Origin of the sequence: Pandoraea oxalativorans (assembly GCF_000972785.3) — a bacterium.
GTDB classification, from domain to species: domain Bacteria; phylum Pseudomonadota; class Gammaproteobacteria; order Burkholderiales; family Burkholderiaceae; genus Pandoraea; species Pandoraea oxalativorans.
This window is the reverse complement of sequence record NZ_CP011253.3, coordinates 1,161,217-1,183,414: the sequence shown is the minus strand read 5'-3', so window position 1 is coordinate 1,183,414 and position 22,198 is coordinate 1,161,217. Positions and strand designations below refer to the sequence as shown.

Here is a 22,198-nt window from a genome sequence, read left to right as displayed (position 1 = left end):
GGAAAGTCCCCAGCAATGTCTAGCGTGCCACCCGGTACGCGATCCGGAAGCCGCCCCAGTGACGCCCGTTCACATAAATTGGCGCGGACGCATCCTTCATCACCACGAACTCCCCGCCCCCCATATCGCGACGATACGTTTGCAGCAACAGCGGCTTGGTGTTGCGCCCTGCCGCAGCGCCGGTGCGATCGTTGAACAGCCGTCGATTGCGACAGTGCGCGGCGTTCCACACGGGATCGTTCGTCGGCGCTTGCGAGAACTTGCGGTTGTGTGTCGGCAGATAGCCGTTTTCATCGACCGCCGCACAGAACGTGATGCGCTCGTTCATGCCGAGCAACGGTTCCTGAATCGCAGGCAGCGTCTCGTCCGTAAAGCGTGTAAAGCGCGCCATCAACTGCTGCGGATTAGAGCCCGGAATCGGTTCGTAGCGACGGTCGAACAATTCCTGCTCGCTGATCTTGCCCTTCGCAAGGGCCGCTTCGAAGCTTTCGCCGACCTGCTTGGCCGCGCGACGCACGGCTCGAATGAACGGTGTGTCCTCCGTCTCGACATCGGCTTCCGCAATGAGACCGATCAGATGCTCCGACACCGACAGCAGACCGTTGATCCGCTCGCGCGCGCGCTCGACGTGTTCGGCGGAATGCGTCACACCATCCGCCATTTCGTCGACGTGTGCGGCGAGCGTGTTGCATTCGTTTTCGATGGCTTCGCTCGCTTGTGCGATCTGTCCGGCCTGCCGGTCGAACGTATCGAGCGCCGTGCCAGCCGTCTCGATGACGCTGGCGATGGCCCGGGTGCCTTCTCGCGCGTCGTTGGCACGCGCAACGTTGGCGTTGCTCTCACGCATGAGACGCTGGGTGCGCTCGCTGAGCGCCGCCAGCGTGTGTTCGATTTGCTGCGTGGCCTCGGCCGTCTTGCTCGCGAGCAGCTTGACCTCGGTCGCCACGACGGCGAAGCTGCGTCCGGCCGCACCGGCCCGCGCGGCTTCGATAGCGGCATTCAGGGCGAGCAGATTGGTCTGGCGCGCGATGACGGAGATGCCTTCGGCGACCTTGCCGACGTGATCGAGCGCTTCGCGCAGGCCGGAGATTTCGTCCGCCATCCCGGAAACGCCTTCCACAAGCCCGTGAATCGACGCGAGCGACGCGTCGGCCGTGCTGCGCGATGCCGAGATTTCCGCACTGGCGCGATCGGCCACGTCGCGGGCTTCGCGCGCCGCTTCGGCAATACGCTGATTCCCTTCGCTGGTATCGGTCGCGGCGCGGCGAAGCTCCTGAAACACTTCGGCCTGACGCTTGATGCGAACGGCGATTTCGTCGACGTTGCCCGCGATATCGCACAACTCCACACCGAGGGTGCCGGCGTTGGCCGCCACCTCGTTCATGATGTTGACGGTCTGCCCCGCTCCCCTTGAGCGCGTGAATAGCCCCATCGTCAGTCTCCTCGCATCTCTGATCTGCTTGTTATGACGAGGGCGAGACGGTCGCCGGAACTGCCAAAACGTAAAACGCCGGATCGACGTCTGCGCCACACGTATGGGTATTCTTTTTACCCGGTGTCCGAAAGTATAACGGGAGAAAAAACGGCGGACTTGAGAGTTTCTTCGCGCGATTCGCCCCCGGTTTCTTTACTTTTCGACGTTTATACGGGCACCCTCTCACGCACGGCTTACGCGGGACTTACTGCCGGGCACGACATGCCGTCAAGGCGCTTTCAACGCCCCCGCCAGCGCATCGGCCAGCGCCACGACCAGCCCGCCCGCGTCACGGCGGCGTAGCAACGCGACTTCGCTCTCGGCATTCGCGTCGTCGAGCGCAACCCGGCGCACGTCCGGCCCGGCAAGCGCCGCGAGGCTCTCGGGCACGATCGCTACACCGAAGCCAGCCGCGACCAGATTGACGAGGGTTGCCTTTCGCGACGTTGCCGCCGCCGCCCTTGGAAAGAAGCCGTGTTGCTGACACAGTTGCGCGACCCGGTAGCTCAGTCCACCGCGCTCGCGATGCGGCAACGACACGAACGGCTCGGCAGCGAGCGCCGCCACGCTCACCGATGCCACGCCTGCCAGCGCATGATCGCTCGCCACCAGCAGCAACAAGCGCTCGCGGGCAATCGTCTCGCAAACGAGCGACGGCGCGGGGCGCAGCACAGGCAATCGCACCAGCCCCAGGTCGATGCGCCCGGCTTCGACTTCGTCCTGTTGTTGTTCTGAAGACAGCGTCGAGACCTCGACGGTGACGCCCGAGTTCGCCTGCAGGTGGGCACGCAACGCCACGGGCAGTCCTCCGGCGAACGGCACGGAACTGGAATGGGCGACCCGCACGCTGCCTTGCTCGCCGCGCGCGACGCTGCGCGTGAGCGCGATGGAGCCTTCGAGTTCGGTCAGCACGCGTCTCGCCTCAGTGACGAACGTGCGTCCTGCCGGGGTGAGCGTCACACCTTTGGACGAGCGCTCGAGCAACACCGCCTGCAACGCCTTCTCAAGCTCGGAGATCTGGCGGCTCAACGCCGACTGCGCGACGAACAGACGCTCCGCCGCCGCGCTGAACCCGCCCGCATCGACCACTTCCAGGAAATAACGCAACTGCCGCAGCGACACCATGACTATGCCGTTTCGAGATCGAACATCGCCACATTCTATATTGGCGCGACGCCTGCACGCGGCCCTATGCTGACGGAAATCCCACGTGCTCCCCGGCCTGTTCCCGAGCACATTGCGCATCGAATCCGAACGCCGCCACCATGCTCGCAACGCTCGCCACCTCACCGCTCGACGCACTCGGCTCAGTCACTGCGGCCCTTCCCACGCCCGGCCACTGGCTGCTCATGAGCGCAGCGCTCGTCGTCGCCTATGTGATTTTCGGCGTCGCTGGCTTCGGCACGGCGCTCGTCGCCAGTCCCATCCTGGCTTACGCAATGCCTGTCGCGCAGATCGTGCCGATGCTCGCACTGCTCGACTTCAGTGCGGCGTCGGGCAATGTCATGCGCAATGCCCACGCCGGCGATATGAGCGAGTTGCGACGTCTGCTGCCCGCCATCGTGATCGGCAGCCTCGCGGGCGGTGCGCTGCTGTTGCGACTGCAACCGGAAGTGCCGCTCAGGGCGCTAGCGTGGTTTGTGTGCGCTTATGCGGTGTTTTCGCTGATCGGGCCGCGCGCGAAATCGCGTCTGTCACAGGCCTGGGCGATTCCGTTCGGCGCGGTGGGGGGGATGTTCGGGGCGATGTTCGGCAGTGGGGGCTTCGTCTTCGCCATCTATCTGACGAGTCGACTGGAGCGCGTGGAGGCGATGCGCGTGACGCAGGCGACGCTCATCGGCTTCAGCACGCTCGCGCGCGCTGTGCTGTTCCTGCTCGCGGGCGTCTACGCCAACGTGTCGATGCTGGTGACGGCCGTCTCGCTCGTCCCCGCGATGGTGGTCGGCATGTGGCTCGGCAAACACATCACGCTGCGGCTCTCGCGCCAGCAGTTCGTTCGCGCAGTGAGTCTCGTGGTGTTGGCCGCAGGCATCGCGTTGCTGATACGCAGTCGGTAAACGTCGCGCCAACAAGCGGGTATGCGGGTATGCTGACGGCCATTCTTACGCGACGCGCCGCTCATGTCCCTGCCCGCCCTGCTCGTCTTTGGCGAAGCCCTCACCGATCTGATCCGTCAACCGGATCGCGACGCTCGTCAATGGATCAGCCGTGCGGGCGGTGCGTGTTGGAACGTCGCCCGGGTGACGGCGGCCATGGGCGTGGCGACGGGCTACGGCGGCGCGATCAGCACGCATGCCCCGTTCGGCACCGAATTGCTCGCGCTCTCCCGCGAGGCCGGGCTGGACGAGCGCTACTGGCAAGCCGTCGATGCCCCGCCGCTCGTGGCCGTCGTGCACCGGCACGATCCGCCCGCCTACTTCTTTCTCGGTGAAGGCGCAGCCGATCTGGCATTCGATCCGGCGGCTTTGCCCGTCGGCTGGCAGCGTGCCGCACGCGTCGCACATTTCGGCTGCATCAGTCTCGTGCGGGAGCCGCTGGCGAGCACGCTGCTCACCATCGCACAAACGTTGCACGACACCGGTGTCGCAATCAGCTTCGATCCGAATCTTCGAAATCTGATGGGACCGGCGTACTTCGCCACGTTCAGTCGCATGGCGGGACTCTCGACGTGGCTCAAGCTATCGGTGGAAGATTTGCGCGGCCTCTACCCGACGCATACCGATGACGACGCCCTCGCCGACGTGCGTCGCATCGCCCCGCAGGCCCAGATTCTGTTGACGGATGGGGTGCGCGGCGTGCGTTTACTGCTGCCGGACGGCGGTGCCCTCACCCATCCTGCATTCAACGTCGAAGTCGCCGACACCGTGGGCGCAGGCGACGCCGCGATCGGTGGCTGGCTGGCCAGCCTATCCCGGATGCCGGACGCACCGCTCGCCATGCATTTGCGCCGTGCTGCGGCAGCCGCCGCGCTGGCCTGCACCCGCACCGGCGCCCACGCGCCCGCCTGGGACGACGTCGAAGCGCTCGCCCGGACCTGACTTCCGGCGCGATGCAGACACAATCGCCCAGTCAATCATCCGAATACTGGCTATGATGAGAGCCAATCATCACTTCAGCCGATACATTCCACGACATGACGCCCGACCAATTGCTGACCTTCGCGACGGTGGCCGAACTGGGCAACATCAGCCATGCGGCGCAAGCGTTGCACCTGTCGCAGCCTGCCGTTTCCGGCCAGTTGCGGCTGTTGCAGGAGTCGTTCGGCGAGCCGCTTTACCGGCGTGACGGTCGCGGTATCCGTTTGACCGCGGTAGGCGAACAGGTGGCCGTCTACGCAAACAAACTACGTCAGGACTACCGTCAGGCGATGGCGTTGCGCGACAGCTTGCGGGGACTGGAGACGGGCGTGTTGCGGATTGGCGCGAGTACGACGCCCGCGAGCTATCTGTTGCCGTACGTCATCGCGGAATTCCATCAGCGCTACCCGGCAGTCGCGCTGCATATCGTCGACGGCAACACGAGCGAGATCGTGGCGCAGCTCGACCGGCTCGACGTCGCCTTTATCGAGGGTGCGGTGCCGCCGGGGTTGGCTCCTGAGATTGCGGTGCGTCCGTGGCGCGACGACGAGATCGTGGCGATTGCGCGCGCCGATCATCCGCTTGCACAGCATCCGGCGGGCGCGTCGTTGCAGAGCATCGCGGCCTATCCTCTGATCATGCGAGAACCCGGGTCTGGCGTGCGAGCGCTGGTGGCGCGCGCCTTCTCGGTATCGGGACTGGAGCCGCGCGTGGCACTCGAACTCGCAGGGGTGGAGAGTATCAAGGAAGCCGTTCGCGCCGGTATGGGCGTGGGCTTCGTGTCGGCCATGTCGATGCGTCACGAAGACGCGGCGCTTGCCACGGTGCGCATCGATCCGCCACACGGCCTCAAGCGTCTGCTCACCGCGCTCGTGCCGCATGCCGACGCGTTGTCGCGTCCCACCGAGCGCTTTCTTGCCCAGTGTTTTGCGGGGGACGCTGCCGATCCGGCCCCGATGCGGTGACACGTGACAACGACCCCATCGTGCGCCGCACGGCACTCGTCGCATCGCTAAGAACCGGACCGGCGCGTCAGGCCGATCTCCTACGGCCTCATTTGAAATCCCACGCCATCTGTTCTGCAACGGAAGTCGCTTCCGACGACCGCACGCACACGTCCAGATAATCGGTCACTGCGGGCGGCGGGGGCGTACCCTCACCGAGCAGACGACGGTTGTCGAACACATAATCGAGCGCCGCGAACGCGCCGTAGCGATGCAACGCCTTCGCCATCAGACGGCTGTTGCCATGCCCTAACTGACGCGCCAACGCAGGCGTCAGCCGGTCGATCTCCGCGTCGCCAATGTGGCGGAAGCGCTCGCCAAGGGGCGCCACGCCGCGCGCTCTGGCCAGCGCCGCCTCGATTTCGCGAATCGTGCGCGCACTGCCCTCGCCCGCCGACACGTGATACAGATCGTGACGCAGTCCGGGCAGGAACGCGAGATCGATGAGCGCATCGGCGCAGTAATCGACCGGCACGACGTCCAGACGGTCGTCGAGCCCGCACGTGAACGCGCCCAGCAACTGCACCATCCGGAACATCCAGAAAATGCTGCCCGACGGCTCACACCCGAGGCGGGTATGCCCCACCACGATGGACGGTCGCGCGATCACCAGCGGCAGGGCTGGCCACTCGCTGCGCAGACGCCGCTCGGCCTCCGCCTTCGACGCCGTGTAGGCCACCACCTGATGATCCGCGAGCGCCAGCTCGTGCGACTCCTTCACCAAGCCGGACAACGCGTCCCCGCACGCCATGGCGGTGCCGACGTGAACGAACCGCTCCAGCACCGGCGACGCCGCGACCGCGCGCGCCAGTGCCAACGTCCCGGTCACGTTGACGGTATCGAGTTGCGGATGCGCCGAGAAGCTCGCAATCGCCCCGGCGTGAATGACGTGCGTGACGCGACGCATGCGCGGGTCGTCGACGAACGTCACCGGCTGCGCCAGATCGCCGCAAACGATGTTCGTTTCGGTGAGCGTCAGCCGATGCACGGGTGCCACGCGAAAACGGTCCATTGCGGCGCGTACACGGGCAAGACCGTCGCTGCTCGAGCGCGCACGCACGAGCAGCAACAACGACGGACCGAAGCCGTCCTTCAGAAGTTGGGCGACAACGGCGCCGCCTACAAAACCGGTACTGCCGGTGACGAGAATTCGCATGGCGATGGCCTCACAGAACGATATGCGTCGCAGATCGCCCGATCAGAACGTGTAATCGAGCGTGGCCGCGGCCTGATAGTTGGTCTTGTTGAAGACGACGGGGCTCTTGGCCGCGTTACCGGTGTAGCGCATCACGCCACCCGCGACCGTCGTGCTCCAGTGCTTGGTGAATTTGTGCGTCCAGTTCGCCGTCAGGCTCACGCCGTAAAGGCCGCCGCCGGGCGCATACTGGCCGAAGCCGGAGTTCAGGCTCTGGTTGGCCGTCACGCCGAAATAGGTTTGGGCGTACTTGCCGCTGGCGAAGTGCGCGCTCGCGCCGATGCCGACGGAATCGGTAGCCGACTTGTAGACCACGCTATCGACCGCGAAGCGGTAGATGTTGCCGCGATCGCGGTTGGTCAGCGGAATATCGGTTGCAACACTCACGACCGCAAGATCGCTGATCGTGTAGCCAGCTTGCAGCGTGGTGAACAGCGAGCCCTTGATGTCGCCCATGCCGCGCAGCTTCTTCGAACCGGAGTCGAGCCCTTTGGGGTCGTCCTTGCGTCCGTCGTCATAGGACAGTGCCGCAGATACGAAGAAGCCGGCGGGCAGCGACAGGCGATAGCCGATGCCGCTCAGGCCGATGAACACGCCAAAAGGCGTTTGCAGCGCAAGGTTCAGCGCGGGCGTCGCACGATATTCGTCGCTGCCCATGTAGCGCGGCGAGACACCCACGCCGCCGCCGAGGGTAAATTCGTAGCCGCTATCCGCCGCGTTCGTGGGCAGACTCTGGTCAGGCTGAATGCCGCTGTATCGCGCGGGTTCGACCGCGAAGGCGGACGATACGGCACCAGCGAACAGCACGCTCGCCGCCCCGGCTGCCGCCACTGCCACGAGAGGACGCAAATGGCGGTTGCCGCAATGGCTTCGATGGTCGCGAAGACGACGGAGGGGGCTGGCGAGACGGCTTTTCATGGCACTCCTACAAAATTCGATGTGTTTCGGCACTGGGAAATCGGAACTTGGCATTGCGATCTGCGCACGGATCGCAAGTTGAACGCATGGTAGGCAAGAAGCCTTCGCGTGGCTGTTATCCGATTTAGGAGAGTTGTGAACAAATGTTTTCATTTGTTCGCAGGTTTGAAACGCCCGCCTGACGGGCATCCGGGGCAGTAAAATGCGCCTCACGGGAGTGCTTCCGGGCATCGGGCGCTGGAAGCCGGACGTGGAAAACCAGGTGGCACAGAAAAATTGACAGGAATAACGACCATGTATCGAGTCTTGCTGGTCGAAGACGATGCACGCCTTGCCGCACTCGTTACCGAGTATCTGCACGCTTACCGCTTCGAAGTAATAGTCGTGGGCGACGGCTCGCGCGCGCTGGAGCGGTTTCGCGCGTCTTCGCCGGACATCGTGATCCTCGATCTGATGCTGCCGGGAATGGACGGCATGGAAATTTGCCGCCAGTTGCGTGCGGTGAGCGCCACGCCGATCCTGATTCTCACTGCGCGCGAAGACACCTACGATCAGGTGGCGGGTCTGGAAGTCGGGGCGGACGATTACGTCGTCAAGCCGGTCGAGCCGCGTTTGCTGCTGGCGCGACTTCGGGCGCTGTTACGGCGTGTCGTGCCGAGCACCGAGCTGGAGATCGAGAACGACGACGGACTCGCGTTCGGCCAGTTGCGCATCGTGCCACGCGACCGAATGGTGTTCTGGCGCGGCGCAACGGTCGAGCTCAAGTCCAATGAGTTCAGTCTTCTCCTGATATTGGCGCGCGGCGCAGGGCGAGTCGTTACGCGCGACGAGATCCTCCAGCAGTTGCGTGGCATCGAATTCGACGGCATCGACCGCACCGTGGACGTGGGCATTTACCGGTTGCGCAAACGCTTCGAAGACACGGACGGTGAACCGCAGCGCATCAAGACGGTTTGGGGCCGGGGCTATCTTTTCAGCCCCTCGGCCTGGGAAAGTTGAAGGGTATCAATGCCCACTGGAATGCAAGGGAGAACTGGGGCATGTTTCGCGTCCTATTGAAGCTGTACGCGCTGGTCGGCATCTCTATCGTGGCGTCGATTCTGCTCATCACCTACACGTTCGGTCATCTGTTTCTGGACACCATGAACCGCTCGGCGCAGATGCAACTGGGCGGTTATGCATGGCTGATCAATGAGAAGCTCGGTGAGATTCCGGAATCCGAGTGGCCGAAATTCGTGAGCGAATTTGCGTCGAAGACACAGGACATCCTGACCCTGCAACCGCTCAAGGACTTACCGGTAGAGCGCGAGTACCTTCGCCAGGATCTCGAAGCGGGGCTGCCCATCGTGAACGGCACCGACGGCGAACACTACGCCATGCGCCTGCGCAACTCGCAGTGGGTTCTGACTTCGGCAAGCGGGACCGATCTGAGCATGAAACAGATCAACTACCTTGCCTATGCCGTGGTGGCCGTACTCATGCTGATCTCCGTGTTGACCTGGGTGCGCTGGTACTGGTCCGATCTGCAATCGCTCAATCGCGCGGCAATTCGCTTCGGCGAAGGCGATTTCAGCTCACGTGCCAAGGTGTCGCGATTTTCGAATCTGACCGCGCTGGTGCGCGTGTTCAACACCATGGCCGACCGTATCGAGCGGTCCATCAAAGCGCAGAAAGACATGATCAATGCCGTGTCGCACGAGTTGCGCACACCGATCGCGCGACTGGATTTCGGGCTGGAGATCTTGCAGCAACGGCGTCAGGAACCGGACGCAGACGACCGGATCAACGCACTCAAGGGCGATATCCGCGAGTTGGACGAACTGGTAACGGAGTTGCTTTCGCTGGCGCGACTCGACCAGATCACGGCGCCCCCGATGCGACAGACGGTGTCGTTGCGCCTGATGTTCGACAGCCTTGCGGCGAATTGCACGGAGGTGCTGGCGACGCGCTCGATTGCGCTGGACATCGCCGCCGAGCCGGGCGCGGATCGTGTGGAGGTGGAGCCCAAGCTGATGGCGCGTGCGGTACAGAACCTGCTCAACAATGCGATGCGGCATACGTCGCGACGCATCGTCTGCGGCGCGCGGACATGCGAGAACGGCGAGGTGATGATTTACGTCGACGACGATGGTGAGGGGGTCCCGACAGCCGAGCGAGCCCGCATCTTCGAGCCGTTCCACCGCCTGGACAGCAGCCGCAACCGCGCGACGGGCGGCTTCGGCCTGGGTCTGGCCATTGTGCGTCGCATCGCCCTGCTCCACGGCGGCCGCGTGCGCGTCGACACCTCGCCACTCGGCGGCGCCCGCTTCACGATCACGTTGCCAGCACCGCCCGCCTGACAGCGCACAATCTTCTTGTCGCCTGCGTTGTTTATTTGCAGAAACTGCTGTGATCGTTTGAGTTTTTGCAAATAAATAACGCGGCTCCCACATCTCCCCTCTGCCTGCCCCTCTGCGTTGTTGCGCATCTAGCAAGCCCCCTCTTTCGGACGACGACACATTGTCATGTTCGCGACATGTTGGCCGCTTACATTGGCGGCTCAATTTAATCCCAAAGAGGACCTTGAAATGAAACCCAACCTCCGCATCGCGGCGGCAGGGTGCTGCCTGGCGTTCGCCAGCAGCCTGCCCATGCCCGCTCTGGCCCAGTCAAACGTTCAGCTCTACGGCTTGATCGACTCGGGCGTCGAATTCCTCACCAACGCCGACAAGAACACTGCGGGCAGCGCCGTGAGTCTCACACGCGTCACATCGGGCAACCTCGCCGGTTCGCGCTGGGGCCTGAAGGGCGCCGAAGACCTCGGTGGCGGCAACAAAGCGTTGTTCCTGCTCGAAAACGGCTTCAACCTCGGTAACGGCCAATCGCTTCAGGGCGGCCGCGAATTCGGTCGTCTGGCCTACGTCGGCCTGTCGAACAAGTCGTTCGGCACCGTCACGATCGGCCGCCAGGGCGGTGTGTTCCTCGACTGGGTCAGCAAGTTCAACCCGCTCAACAACGCCGTGTACGCCATCAAGATGCAGGACACGGCGTTCTCCGACCGTCTCGACAACAGCCTTCGCTACAGCGCCAAAGTCGGCGACTTCGAAGCGATGGTCCAGTACTCGAAGGGGTACGACGATGTGAGCTTCGGCGCGGCCAGCACCACGCCGGGCGACAACCGTCGCGCGCAAGTCGTCGACGCTGGCGTGCGCTACGCCAACGGCCCGCTCTCGTTCGTGATCGCTTACGACCAGAAAAACGGCGGCTCGACCCTGCCCAACGCAGCCATGACCTCGAAGGTCGGTGGCTATGAAGGCAACATGGACCGCCGTATCGCGGCGGCCGTGCAGTACTCGCTGCAAAGCGTCGATCTTTACGTCGGCTACCGTTACCTGAACGCCAAGGCCATCCACCTCTCGGCCCTGAACAAGAGTCCGGTGGAAGCGTCGAGCTACTACTGGATCGGCTCCACCTGGCACGCCACGCCGGCGCTCGACCTGTCGGCCACCGCCATGTATCAGGACTTCTACGGCACGAACCGCGACCCGCTGTCGTTCCAGGTCAGCGCCGACTACAGCTTCTCGAAGCGTACGGACGTCTACGTCAACATGGGCTACGTCGTGAACCGCAACGGCTCCGATCTCGGTCTGAACGGTTTCGGCACCAACGTCATCGCCGGGAAGAACCAGTTCGGCACGATGGCCGGTATCAAGCACACGTTCTGATGACGAGCGACGCTCTGCCTGCGCCGCAAGGCGTCGCCGTGTCGCTGCGCGCGCTGCACCAGACTTTCGGTGCAGCGCGCGTGCTCGACGGCATCGACATCGATGTCCCGGCCGGCACCACGACCGCTTTGCTCGGCCCCTCCGGATGCGGCAAGAGCACGCTGCTCAAACTGCTCGCCGGTCTGCTCGCCCCCACCGGGGGCGAAATCCGTTTCGACGATACCGTTGTCGCCAGCGCCAGCGTCTGCCACGCCCCCGAGCTGCGCTCGCTCGGCATGGTCTTTCAGGACTACGCCCTGTGGCCGCACATGAGTGTGGCCGCCAACGTCGCGTTCCCGCTCGAGATGCGCGGTGTGAAGCGCACGGAGCGCGCCGAGCGCGTCGACGAGGCGCTCACGCTCGTTGGCCTTGCCGGTCTGGGCGCCCGCCGCCCGCAGGCGCTCTCCGGCGGCCAGCAGCAGCGCGTTGCCCTCGCGCGCGCCATCGTCTCGGCGCCGCGCCTGCTGCTGTTCGACGAACCGCTATCCAACCTCGACCGCGATCTGCGCACGCGTTTGTGCGCCGATATCGGCGCGCTGCTCTCGCGCCTTGGCACCACCGCCGTCTATGTCACTCATGACCGTGAAGAAGCCGAGGCGCTGGCCGACCAGATCGTGATCCTCGCCCACGGGCGCGTTGACAAACGTATTACGAGGTAGCCCATAATGCTCCACCGCAAAATTATCGCGACACTCACCATGGCCTTTGCTGCAAGCGTTGGCGTTCAGCACGCGCACGCGCTGACCGTCTATACCGCCGGCCCCGGCAACCTCAGCAAGAAGCTCGCTGCAGGTTTCGAGAAGAAGACCGGCATCAAAGTCGATGTATTTCAAGCCACGACCGGCAAGGTGATGGCGCGCATCGAAGCCGAACAGGCCAACCCGCGTGCCGACGTGCTTATCTCGGCCTCGTGGGACACCGCGCAGGATCTCGAAAAGCGCGGCTGGCTCGCCCCGTTTCAGAGTGCCAACGCCTCGCGCGTGCCGACCCCGTTCAAGACGACGCATTACGTCGCGCAAGGCCTCTCCGCGCTCGGCATCGTCTGGAACGCCAGGTCGGGCACGCCGGAACCGCATGACTGGCGCGATCTGACCAAGCCCGTCTACCGCAATCTCGTGACGATGCCTGACCCGGCCCTCTCGGGTGCGTCCGCCGATCTGCTGCTGGGTCTGCAAGCGCGTCTGGGCAGCGAGGCGTGGAAGCTGTTCGACGATCTGAAGCAAAACGGCATGGTGGTGTCCGGCCCGAACGCTCAGGCGCTCAACCCGGTGCTGCAAGGTGCGAAGGCCGCCGTGTTCGGTGCAGTCGACTACGTCGCCTATGCCGCCGCCGCACAGGGCGAAGCCGTGAAGGTGATCTTCCCGACGAGCGGCACGGTCATCGCGCCGCGTCCCATGATGATTCTGAACACGTCGAAGCAGCAGAACGAAGCGCGCCAGTTCATCGATTACGTGCTCTCGGAGGAAGGCCAGCAGATGGTCGCCGAAGCGTGGCTGATTCCGGCCCGCGAAGACATCGCCATCAAGCGCGCGTCGTTCAGGGATCTGCGTCTGCTGCCCCAAGGCGACGCGCAATCGTCGAGCACCTCGCGCGCCGACGTCCTCGCACGTTTCGCCAAACTCAACGGCCAGCACTCACGGTGAAATCGCTCCGACTACTGCCGACGGCGACCGTGGCAGCACTCGCCGTCGTGGTGGCGTTACCCGTCGCGTTCGTTCTGTTACAGGCTGTTTTTCCGCATCTCGCGCAGGGGTCGTTCGCTGCCCCCTTCTCCGCTGTCTGGCCCACGCTGTCACATGACAGCACGCTGCCGCTCGTCACCAATACGCTGAGACTCGGTGTGTCGGTGGCGCTCGGCACGGCGCTGGTCGGTGGTGCGCTCGGTGCAGTGCGCGGCCTGTTCTACGTGCCGGGCGCGCGGCTCTGGGATCTGTGCTTCCTCCTGCCGTTTCTCGTGCCGCCATATCTCGCGGCACTCGGCTGGATGCTGCTGCTGCAAACGGGCGGTTACGCCCAGCAGCTCACCGGCCTGGACGCCGGACAGTTCCTGTTCTCGCTGCCGGGCCTCGTCTTCGTGATGACGCTCAACATCTTTCCCGTCGTCTACTTCGCCGTGTCTCGCGCGCTCGCGACCACCGGCTCGCGGCTGGCGGATGTTGCCCGCGTGCATGGTGCGTCCGCGTGGCGCGCGTTCGCACGAGTGACGCTGCCGCTCGCGTTGCCAGCGTTCGCGGCCAGTCTGTTGCTCGCGTTCACGATGGCCATCGAAGAGTTCGGCGCCCCCGCCGCCCTCGGCGCGCGCGCCGGTTTCTCCGTACTCGTCACGTCCATCGAAGGCCGCTTCGCCGACTGGCCGATCGACCTGCCTGGCGCGTCGATTCTGTCGGTCGTACTGGCGGTGCTCGCACTCCTCGCGTTCGTGTTGCAACACCGGCTCGCGGCGGGCAAGGACTTCGAAACGCAAACGGGCAAGCCCATCGCATCGCCTCCGCGCGAACTGGGCCGCTGGAAAGGTCTCGTGCTCTTAGGCTTCGCCTTCGTGGCGCTGGTAGCTACCGTCGCACCGCTGTTCTCGGTGCTCGCCACGGCGTTCTCGGGCACGCTCTCGGGCGGCCTGTCGCTCGCCAACCTGACGACGGCGCACTTCGCGGCGCTCCTCGGTCAGGGCGCGGAAGGGCTTGAGGCGTTGGTGACGAGTCTGTCGCTGGCGCTGGGCACGTCGCTCGTCACGGGCGTGTTGGGCTTTCTGTGCGCGTGGTGCGTCGTGAAGTCGAAGATGCGAGGCCGCGTGCTGATCGACGGCCTGTCGCTGTTGCCGCATGCCTTGCCGGGCATCGTCGTCGGCGTGGGCCTGATCCTCGCGTGGAACCTGCCGTTCTGGCCCGTCACGCCTTACAACACCTGGGGCATTCTGCTGCTCTCATACAGTTGCCTGCTGCTGCCGTATCCGGTGCGCTACACGAGCGCTGCGCTGCGGCAGACGGCGGCGTCGCTCGAAGCCGCTGCGCGCGTGCACGGGGCACCGGCAGGTGTCGCGCTGCGACGCATCACGCTGCCGCTGGTGATGCCCGCGCTCGGCGCATCGCTGATGATCGTGTTTGCGATTGCGTCGCGCGAACTCGTGACCTCGCTGCTGCTCGCACCGAGCGGCGTGCAGACGGTCTCGATCTTCATCTGGCGTCAGTTCGAGCAGGGCTCCATCGGTCAGGGCATGGCCATGGGCGTCGTCTCGATGGCCGTGAGCGGCACGTTGCTCATGCTGGCGTCGCGTCTGGGAAACAAGCGCGAGCGCGCCGCCTGATCCTGACGCGATGGCAACGAAGGGCGCGCTGCCGGTAGCCGGTCAGCGCGCCCCTTTCATTCATACGGGCCAAGTCGTCACCGACGCCAGCGCAGCGGCCGACGCAACGGGTGAGATCATGCCCGCAACACCGAAGCCGGTGTTCATCATGCCGCCCGCCCCGCCCTGCACGGGGCATGTGATTCACCTCCTCCCTTCGCGACACCCGCGCGCACACCTGTCCATTATCTGAACAGGTGTCATGCCTGCGGACGCCCGTTCGCCCTCCGAAAATTCCCCTCAATCGTCTAGATTCTTACGTTTCGAGACGCTGGCATCGAACTTGCTGATCCCTGTGGGCGACGACTTGAAAGTCGCGCCGCATTCCCCCTCGCACAGGTTGATTTCAACATCGTTATCACAAGGATGCCTATCGTGGACAAGATCGAACATCTCGAACGTCAGATCAAGGAACATCACGCGACGCTTGCACATCACCCGGTGTTCCACTCCATCGAATCGATGCAAGGTTTGCAGACGTTCATGGAGTGGCACGTGTTTGCCGTCTGGGACTTCATGTCGCTGGTCAAGCGCCTGCAAGCCGACCTCACGACGATCACGCTGCCGTGGATCGCACCGCGCAATATTCATGCCGCACGTCTGATCAACGAGATCGTGCTCGGCGAAGAATGCGACGAGACGCCGCAAGGCCCGATGAGCCACTTCGATCTGTACCTCGCCGCCATGCGCGAGAGCTATTGTCGAATCTGGTGTACGGGGTGCTTTGGGAAATATGAGAAGGCGGTGGCGGTTTAGCTGAGAATGTTGCTTGTCGAAGGCACACCGAGCAAAGCCGGCGCGAGCCGGCCCCGACCACCATGAAGAAGATTATGAAAGAAACGAACGGCAGAAAAGCACAAACGAAGAGCGCGCTCGATGAACTGATCCAGCAAGGCGCGCGGCAGATCATCGAGCAGGCAGTCGAAGCGGAACTGGCGAGCATGCTTGAACAGTACAGCAACGTGAGGTCGATCGACGGTCGGCGTGCCGTGGTGCGCAACGGCTACCTACCAGAGCGCGAAGTCGTCACGGCCATCGGTCCGGTGCCGGTTCGGGTACCGAAGGTGCGTGATCGCTCGGGTTCGGGCATCCGCTTCAATTCGGCGGTCGTGCCGCCGTACGTTCGCAAATCCGCACGCGTGTCGGCCGCACTACCGTGGCTGTACCTGCGAGGCATCTCGACGGGCGACATGAGCGAAGCCATGGGCATCATGCTGGGCGGCCAGGTCAGCGGCCTGTCGCCAAATGTGGTGAGTCGTCTGAAGGCGCAATGGGCCGATGAGCATGCTCAGTGGAATCAGCGTGAGTTGTCGTTGGCGCGCTGGGTGTACTGGTGGGCTGACGGCATTCACACCGGCGTGCGCAGCGACGATTCCGACGGCCAGTGCCTGTTGGTGATCATTGGTGTCAAACCGGACGGAACGAAAGAGCGTGTGGCGATCAGTGACGGGTATCGGGAATCGAAGGCGTCGTGGGCCGAACTGCTGCTCGATCTGAAAAAGCGCGGTCTGCAGTCAGGGCCGCTGCTGGCTTGCGGAGATGGTGCGATGGGATTCTGGGCAGCGATGGAAGAAGTGTTCCCGCAGACCAAGCATCAGCGCTGCTGGTTCCACAAGATGGGCAACGTGCTCAACGCGCTGCCGAAATCGCAGCAGGCCCGCGCCAAAAAGGCGATGCAGGACATTTGGATGGCCGCCACGCGTGCCGAAGCGCTGGTTGCCTTCAATCACTTCGTTGATACCCACTCGGCAAAGTATCCGAAGGTGGTCGAAAAGCTGACGCAAGATCGCGACGAGCTGCTGGCATTTTACGATTTCCCGGCCGAACACTGGCAGCATCTGCGCACGACGAATCCGATTGAATCGACCTTCGCGACGGTGCGTCACCGCACCAAGCGCACGCGTAACTGCGTCTCGCGCGCGACGTTCCTCGGCCTGGCATTCAAGCTGATCGAGTCGGCCGAAGACTCGTGGCGGCGCATCCGCGCCCCCGAAAAGATCGCGACGATGCTTGACGGGATGACGTTCAAGGATGGAGAGCCGGTGACCGACAGCACACCGGCTCAGCAGCCCCTGGCCGCCTAATCTTGCTCACGCCCCGTACACCAGATTTGACTTTAACTCCATGCGCGACGTCGGCGCCGACACGCGCCAGATCGAGAAGCTGATCGACCTGCTGGTCAAGGGCCATAGCGTGAGCGCTGCGCTCGCCGCCGTCGACGCCCCCGCGCCGGTGCTGCGCTTCGTCAACTCGACGTTTGCGACCTGCTATGAAGGCAAGACGCATCAGGTACTCGGCAACTTCTTCTACGGCCGGGAAAACGTGATTCCCGACATGTTCCGCACGCTGCTCGACGGCTGGCAGATCGATCCGAAGAGCGTGCCGCTGCTCACCTTCTATCTGGAACGCCACATCGAAGTGGACTCCGGCGAACACGGCCCCGCTGCGCGCGCCATGATTGTGGAGGCCGCCAATAACGACGAGCGCCTGATGGTCGAAGCCCTGGAAGCAGGCCTGCGCGCCATCGACGAGCGTCTGCGTCTGTGGGACGGCCTGCACGAACATATCGTGGCGTCGCAGAAGGAAGCCGTCGCTGCTTGAGTCGCTCGCGTAAGTCGTTTGCGCGATTCGTTTGCGAGCACCTGTTTCATGAGGCAGGACGGTCGGGGGACCGGAGGGGCGCGGCCGACAGCAGGTGCTGTCGGCCGCACACGCCCCGCTTACATCCTTACATCCCTCACCGCATGCCGCATGCGCTCCCATCCGAATCCTGAGCCGCAGGTCTTCTACCGTCCCCCATATTCCGAGGCAACGCCATGTCATTGCAGAGTTACGTCAGCCACGCTGACCAATGGGAACAACGCGCCACGATCCGTTCCCGTCCGCGCCGCATCGTCGAAGACGACGACCTGAGCTACTACCCCGTCGAGCGTCAGCCGCTGTACGCGCACCCCGCCGTGATCGACGCCGGGCGCGAGGTGCAGGACTACATCCTGCTGCAAAGCTTCTACAAGTACATCAACGACGTCATCATCTTCGAGACGGAGATCGTCAACCGCACGGCGCTGGCCATCGCCAAGTCGCGCTTCCCGTTCGAGTTTCCGTTCGCGTGCCGCAGCGACGCCATGTCCGTTGTCATCGACGAGAACTACCACGCGTACGTGGCGATGGACTACCTCGACCAGGTCGAGCGCAGTACCGGTATCGGTCCCATCGAGCAAAACCGCGAGATCGAACTCTCGCGCGCCATTCCGCGCGCCATGGAATACGTGCCGCCGCAATACGCCGCCGGGATGGAACTGCTCGGCGTCGCGATCTCGGAGAACACGGTGACAGCCGAGGTTGCCGCCTTCTCGCGCGACACCACGCTCAAGCGTTCGGTCAAGGGTGTCATGGCCGACCATCTGGCCGACGAGGGCCGCCACTCGGTCTTCTGGATCAATCTGGTCAAGCTGTACTGGTCGGAGATCGATGAGACGGCGCGCATCGAACTCGGACGCGGCCTGCCGTTCTTCCTGCGCGAATACCTCACGAACGAGCTGCAACTCGAATTCGACCGTCGCCTGATCGGCACGCTCGATCTGCCCGCCGCCACGCGCGAACGGATCGCGAACGACATGGTCGGCGCGTACCCGATCACCAACCAGCACCCGATGATCGTCAACATCCGAAAGTTCTTGAAGATGGCGGGGCTGCTCGAACACGAACCCACTCGCGCGGCCATCGCGCAATACCTGTGAGGAACGAGTCATGAGAGCGATTTCCTTCGCCATCGCGGGCAACAACCGCCTCGGCGCACGTCTGTTCGCCGCGCTCCACGACATGGGGCACGACGTGGTGCCACTGTCGTACAGCAGCGGTCCGCTCACGGAGATGGCGGCGCAACTGGGCGCAAGCGTGCCGACGCCGGACAGTGGACTGCAGCGCGTCGAGTGGCGTATCGATTGCGGTGACGCCGCACCGGAAACCGCCTGTGCCGCTACGCACACCATGACGTTTCGCGCCAGCGCCCCGGCACTTCCGCCGGTCACGTCCACGCTCGCCTGGCAGTGGCATGGCCCGCGTGGCGAGGTCGACGTCGCGGCCACGGCCTGCGCGTTCGACGGCCTGCGCTGCGGCGCGGACATGGTCGCGCAGATCGACGCCGAAGCCGAAGCCATGCTCGTCGACATCGTCAGCCAGCTCGGCCGCGACGTGCTGACCACCGATGCGCTCGCATCGCGCCCCGTGGCCAAGGCTGCGCCGGGAAGCGTGGCGCTCGACCTGCATCGCCTGTCCGGCTGGCATGCGACTAACGAGACGGCCCGCGAGATGGCGTTGGAGCCATCGCTGCCCGAAATGATTTCACGTCGCGCGCTCGAGGCCCCGTCGGCCGTCGCACTGCGCGATGCCAACGGCGATGTCAACTATCGCACCTTCGTGGCAGCGTCGATGAAGCTCGCACTCGACATCGCCGCGATGCTGCCCGTGCAATCGCCCGACGATCGTACGCCGCAGGTGGCGGCAGTGCGACTGCCCAAGTCGCGACTGCTGTACACGGCGATTCTCGGCGCCATCGGCGCGGGCGCGGCGTATGCCCCGCTCGACCCGTCGTTTCCGGCCGAGCGCGTGCGCCAGATCGTCGAACAGAGCCGCGCGACGTGCCTGATTACCGACGACGACTTCGACGCGAGCGCACTCGACGGGCTGAACGTCAGAATCATTCGTCTGCGCTCGCTCAACGTGGCAGACGTGAACATCGGCGTAACGGCATGGCCCGTTTCGCGCCTGCCCGACCGCGCGAGCCGCTGCGCCATCACGATCTTCACCTCCGGTTCGACGGGCGTGCCCAAGGGCGTGATGCTCACGCACCGCAACATCGTGCACTTTTGCCACTCGTATCGCGACTACATCGGGCTGGACGCCAGTTCTCGCGCGTTGCAGTTCTGCACGGTGGCGTTCGATGTCTCCCTGCTCGACATCTTCCCGACGTTCCTCGCCGGCGCCATGCTGGAGATTCCGACCGAAGCCCAGCGACACGCGCTCGACGATCTGAGTGCGCTCATCGAACGCGAAGCCGTCACACACGCCTTCCTGCCGCCCGCGCTGCTCGGCGTGATGCCGGACGCGCAATGGCCTGCACTGAAGCATCTGCTGACCGGCGGTGATGTCTGTTTCCCGGAAACCATTGCGCGCTGGAGTCAGGACCGCGAGTTCCACAACATCTTCGGCCCGGCGGAATGCACGGTCTTCGTCACCGTGGCGCGCCTGAAGGCGGGCGACAGCAACCGGTTGATCGGGCGGCCGCTCGCGAACGTGCGCTGCTACGTGCTCACCGAGACAGGCGAACCGGCGCTCACGGGCGAGGCAGGCGAGCTATGCGTCGCCGGCGCCGGGGTCGCGGACGGCTATCTGCATCGTCCCGATCTGACGGAGCGCAGTTTCGTGCCCAACCGGTTTGCCGATCCGAATGGCCAGTGGCCGTCAGCCCATGACGAACTGCTGTATCGCACGGGCGACATCGTGCAATGGGATGAGAACGGCGCACTGCACTTCGTCGGACGCCGCGACGCTCAGGTCAAGATTCGGGGCTTTCGCGTCGAACTCGGCGAGATCGAATCGGCCGCGCTCGCCACGGGCCAGTTCGGTCAGTGCGCGTGCGTGGTCGACGACCGCAAGCGCATTCGTGGCTTCGTCGCGCGCCCGCTGGCGGCATCGGTCACGGGCGACACGCTGCGCGACCTGCTGGCGGCACGTCTGCCGGACTACATGGTGCCTTACGAGACCGTGGTGCTCGACGCACTGCCTGCCACCCACAACGGCAAGATCGACCGCAACGCGCTTGGCCGCATTCCGGCGCAGCGCGCCCGCACGGAGGACGACGCCGCGCAAGCACCGCTCACCGAAACGGAAACGAATCTGCGCGCGCTGTGGGCACGGCTGCTCGATCTGGAGCCGTTCGAAATCGGCCGCGACGATTCGTTCTTCAACCTCGGCGGCCACTCGCTGCTGGTCTCGCGACTCATGCTGGCCGTCAAGAAGGAGTTCGGCGGCAATGCACCGCTCGCCCGCTTCATGGAGCGTCCGACCATCGGCGCGCTGGCGTCGCTGCTCTCGAACGACGACGTCAACAAGGGCGAACGCATCCCGCAGCGTGTCTTCGACGACATGGTGCTGCCCGACGACATTCGCCCGGTCGACGGTCTGCGTCCTGTTGCAGACGGCGCACGCGCCATTCTGCTCACGGGCGCGAACGGCTTCCTCGGCACCTTCATCGCGGCCGAGCTGATCGCGCAAACGTCCGCCACGATCCATTGCATGGTGCGGGCAGCGAGTCAGAAGGAAGGCGAAGCGCGTCTTGCCCAGGCATTGCAGGCCAACGGACTGAGTGCGCTTGCGGGTCATCCGCGTCTGAAAGTCGTGCTCGGCGATCTGGCGAAGCCGCGGCTCGGCGTGTCACCCGACACATGGCGAACCCTGGCGCACGACATCGATGCGATCTACCACAACGGTGCACACGTCAATCACGTCTACGACTACCCGTATCTGTACGACGCGAACGTCGGCGCGACGCTCGAACTGTTGCGCCTCGCCTGCGAGTTCCGCAACAAGTCGATGCACTTCGTCTCGACGTTGTCCGCCGCGAGCGCGGTGAACGCCGACGGTCATGTGCTGGAGGAAGGCCCTGCCCGCAACGCCCCCGCCTTCGTGAACAACGGCTACAACGTGACGAAATGGGTCGCGGAGCATCTGGTGTGGGAGGCCGCCGAGCGCGGCGTCGACGCCACGATTCTGCGTCCGGGCAACATCACCGGGGTATCCGGCACGGGGCTGTGCCAGCCGACGCGCAACCGGATCCTGCTGCTCGTCAAGGGCTCGCTGCAACTGGGCGCGGCCCCTGCGGGGGATACGGATTTCGACTTCACGCCGGTCGACTTCCTGGCGCGCGCGATGGTCCGCTGCACGACCGACCCGCAGCGCGAGTTGCGCGTCTTCCACCTCCAGAACCCGCAACCGCTGACGTGGGAAGACTACCTCGGCGCACTCGCCCGATGCGGTTATTCGCTCGCCCTCGAAGAACCGGCTGACTGGCGCAATCGCCTGACGTCCATCGACGAGACCAACGCGCTGTTCGACGTGGTCGCGTTCTATCTGGACGACAGCCAGGAGGACATCGGCGACATGGCGCGCATCGCGCACCAGCAGTCGGCGCAAGCGCTTGCACGTCTCGGACTGGCCTATCCGCGCAAGGACGACGCCCTGCTCATGCATCACTTCGGCTATCTGATCGAAAGCGGTTTCCTGCCTGAGCCGGGCGGCAGTGGTGTCCGACGTACCGAAGCCAGGGCGAGCCAGGCGGGTATGGCGGGTAAGTCCGACGAGAAGGAGACGGCCTCCGTCGCCTGATCGGCGTGTGGGGTCTCTCAGCCACTTGTTGCACCTTTTATCGCGCAGTCCATTTTCTTCA

Annotated in this window: 18 protein-coding genes; 14 read left to right on the top strand and 4 right to left on the bottom strand. The window is 64.4% G+C overall.

Annotation, left to right across the window (positions count from 1 at the left end; all coding sequences use genetic code 11):
* Positions 1–19: 19 nt before the first annotated feature.
* Both MB84_RS05425 and MB84_RS05420 read right to left on the bottom strand, forming a co-directional pair.
* A complete protein-coding gene (locus tag MB84_RS05425) occupies positions 20–1,432 on the bottom strand; it encodes a methyl-accepting chemotaxis protein (RefSeq protein WP_046291035.1) in 1,413 nt (470 codons plus the stop codon).
* 270 nt (positions 1,433–1,702) lie between these two features.
* Positions 1,703–2,599 carry a LysR family transcriptional regulator gene (locus MB84_RS05420; protein WP_046291034.1) on the bottom strand — a complete coding sequence of 299 codons (897 nt, stop codon included), beginning with the start codon at positions 2,597–2,599 and terminating at the stop codon, positions 1,703–1,705.
* Between the two features lie 140 nt (positions 2,600–2,739).
* On the opposite strand from MB84_RS05420, the gene MB84_RS05415 reads away from it, so the two are divergent.
* The 3 genes from MB84_RS05415 (at position 2,740) to MB84_RS05405 (ending at position 5,516) form a co-directional block, all read left to right on the top strand.
* Positions 2,740–3,531 (top strand): sulfite exporter TauE/SafE family protein, encoded by a 792-nt coding sequence (locus MB84_RS05415; RefSeq protein ID WP_084009618.1) that lies wholly within the window; start codon positions 2,740–2,742, stop codon positions 3,529–3,531.
* A 63-nt stretch (positions 3,532–3,594) separates the two neighbouring features.
* Positions 3,595–4,512: a PfkB family carbohydrate kinase gene (locus MB84_RS05410; protein WP_046291033.1), complete on the top strand. Its 918-nt coding sequence runs from the start codon at positions 3,595–3,597 to the stop codon at positions 4,510–4,512.
* A 95-nt stretch (positions 4,513–4,607) separates the two neighbouring features.
* Positions 4,608–5,516, top strand: coding sequence for a LysR family transcriptional regulator (locus MB84_RS05405; RefSeq protein WP_046291032.1), 909 nt, complete (start codon positions 4,608–4,610; stop codon positions 5,514–5,516).
* 88 nt (positions 5,517–5,604) lie between these two features.
* Here the strand turns inward: MB84_RS05405 and MB84_RS05400 are convergent, their stop codons facing one another.
* Together MB84_RS05400 and MB84_RS28825 are read right to left on the bottom strand one after the other, a co-directional pair.
* The gene (locus MB84_RS05400; RefSeq protein ID WP_046291031.1) at positions 5,605–6,711 is read right to left on the bottom strand and encodes an SDR family oxidoreductase; all 1,107 of its coding nucleotides are present in this window, start codon (positions 6,709–6,711) and stop codon (positions 5,605–5,607) included.
* Positions 6,712–6,753: 42 nt separating this feature from the next.
* Complete coding sequence (locus MB84_RS28825; protein WP_052652979.1) at positions 6,754–7,668, bottom strand: MipA/OmpV family protein; 915 nt, start codon at positions 7,666–7,668, stop codon at positions 6,754–6,756.
* A 276-nt stretch (positions 7,669–7,944) separates the two neighbouring features.
* Between MB84_RS28825 and MB84_RS05390 the strand changes: the two genes are divergently transcribed.
* From MB84_RS05390 to MB84_RS05335, 11 genes are all read left to right on the top strand, one after another.
* The gene (locus MB84_RS05390) at positions 7,945–8,667 is read left to right on the top strand and encodes a response regulator (protein WP_425415886.1); all 723 of its coding nucleotides are present in this window, start codon (positions 7,945–7,947) and stop codon (positions 8,665–8,667) included.
* A 41-nt stretch (positions 8,668–8,708) separates the two neighbouring features.
* Complete coding sequence (locus tag MB84_RS05385; protein WP_046291029.1) at positions 8,709–10,007, top strand: ATP-binding protein; 1,299 nt, start codon at positions 8,709–8,711, stop codon at positions 10,005–10,007.
* Between the two features lie 228 nt (positions 10,008–10,235).
* Positions 10,236–11,372, top strand: a complete 1,137-nt coding sequence (locus tag MB84_RS05380) for a porin (protein ID WP_046291028.1) — start codon at positions 10,236–10,238, stop codon at positions 11,370–11,372.
* The gene (locus tag MB84_RS05375; protein ID WP_046291027.1) at positions 11,372–12,070 is read left to right on the top strand and encodes an ABC transporter ATP-binding protein; all 699 of its coding nucleotides are present in this window, start codon (positions 11,372–11,374) and stop codon (positions 12,068–12,070) included. The genes MB84_RS05380 and MB84_RS05375 overlap by 1 nt, the downstream gene beginning before the upstream one ends.
* Positions 12,071–12,076: 6 nt before the next feature.
* Positions 12,077–13,054 carry an ABC transporter substrate-binding protein gene (locus MB84_RS05370; RefSeq protein ID WP_157122639.1) on the top strand — a complete coding sequence of 326 codons (978 nt, stop codon included), beginning with the start codon at positions 12,077–12,079 and terminating at the stop codon, positions 13,052–13,054.
* A gap of 29 nt (positions 13,055–13,083) precedes the next feature.
* The gene (locus tag MB84_RS05365; protein WP_245725486.1) at positions 13,084–14,712 is read left to right on the top strand and encodes an ABC transporter permease; all 1,629 of its coding nucleotides are present in this window, start codon (positions 13,084–13,086) and stop codon (positions 14,710–14,712) included.
* A 414-nt stretch (positions 14,713–15,126) separates the two neighbouring features.
* Complete coding sequence (locus tag MB84_RS05355) at positions 15,127–15,507, top strand: DUF3050 domain-containing protein (RefSeq protein ID WP_245725485.1); 381 nt, start codon at positions 15,127–15,129, stop codon at positions 15,505–15,507.
* Positions 15,508–15,569: 62 nt separating this feature from the next.
* Positions 15,570–16,835: an IS256 family transposase gene (locus MB84_RS05350; protein WP_046290953.1), complete on the top strand. Its 1,266-nt coding sequence runs from the start codon at positions 15,570–15,572 to the stop codon at positions 16,833–16,835.
* A gap of 40 nt (positions 16,836–16,875) precedes the next feature.
* Positions 16,876–17,352 carry a DUF3050 domain-containing protein gene (locus MB84_RS05345; protein WP_084009616.1) on the top strand — a complete coding sequence of 159 codons (477 nt, stop codon included), beginning with the start codon at positions 16,876–16,878 and terminating at the stop codon, positions 17,350–17,352.
* 215 nt (positions 17,353–17,567) lie between these two features.
* Positions 17,568–18,491 carry a diiron oxygenase gene (locus MB84_RS05340; RefSeq protein ID WP_046291024.1) on the top strand — a complete coding sequence of 308 codons (924 nt, stop codon included), beginning with the start codon at positions 17,568–17,570 and terminating at the stop codon, positions 18,489–18,491.
* 10 nt (positions 18,492–18,501) lie between these two features.
* Positions 18,502–22,137, top strand: coding sequence for an amino acid adenylation domain-containing protein (locus MB84_RS05335; RefSeq protein ID WP_052652977.1), 3,636 nt, complete (start codon positions 18,502–18,504; stop codon positions 22,135–22,137).
* The last annotated feature ends 61 nt before the right edge of the window (positions 22,138–22,198 follow it).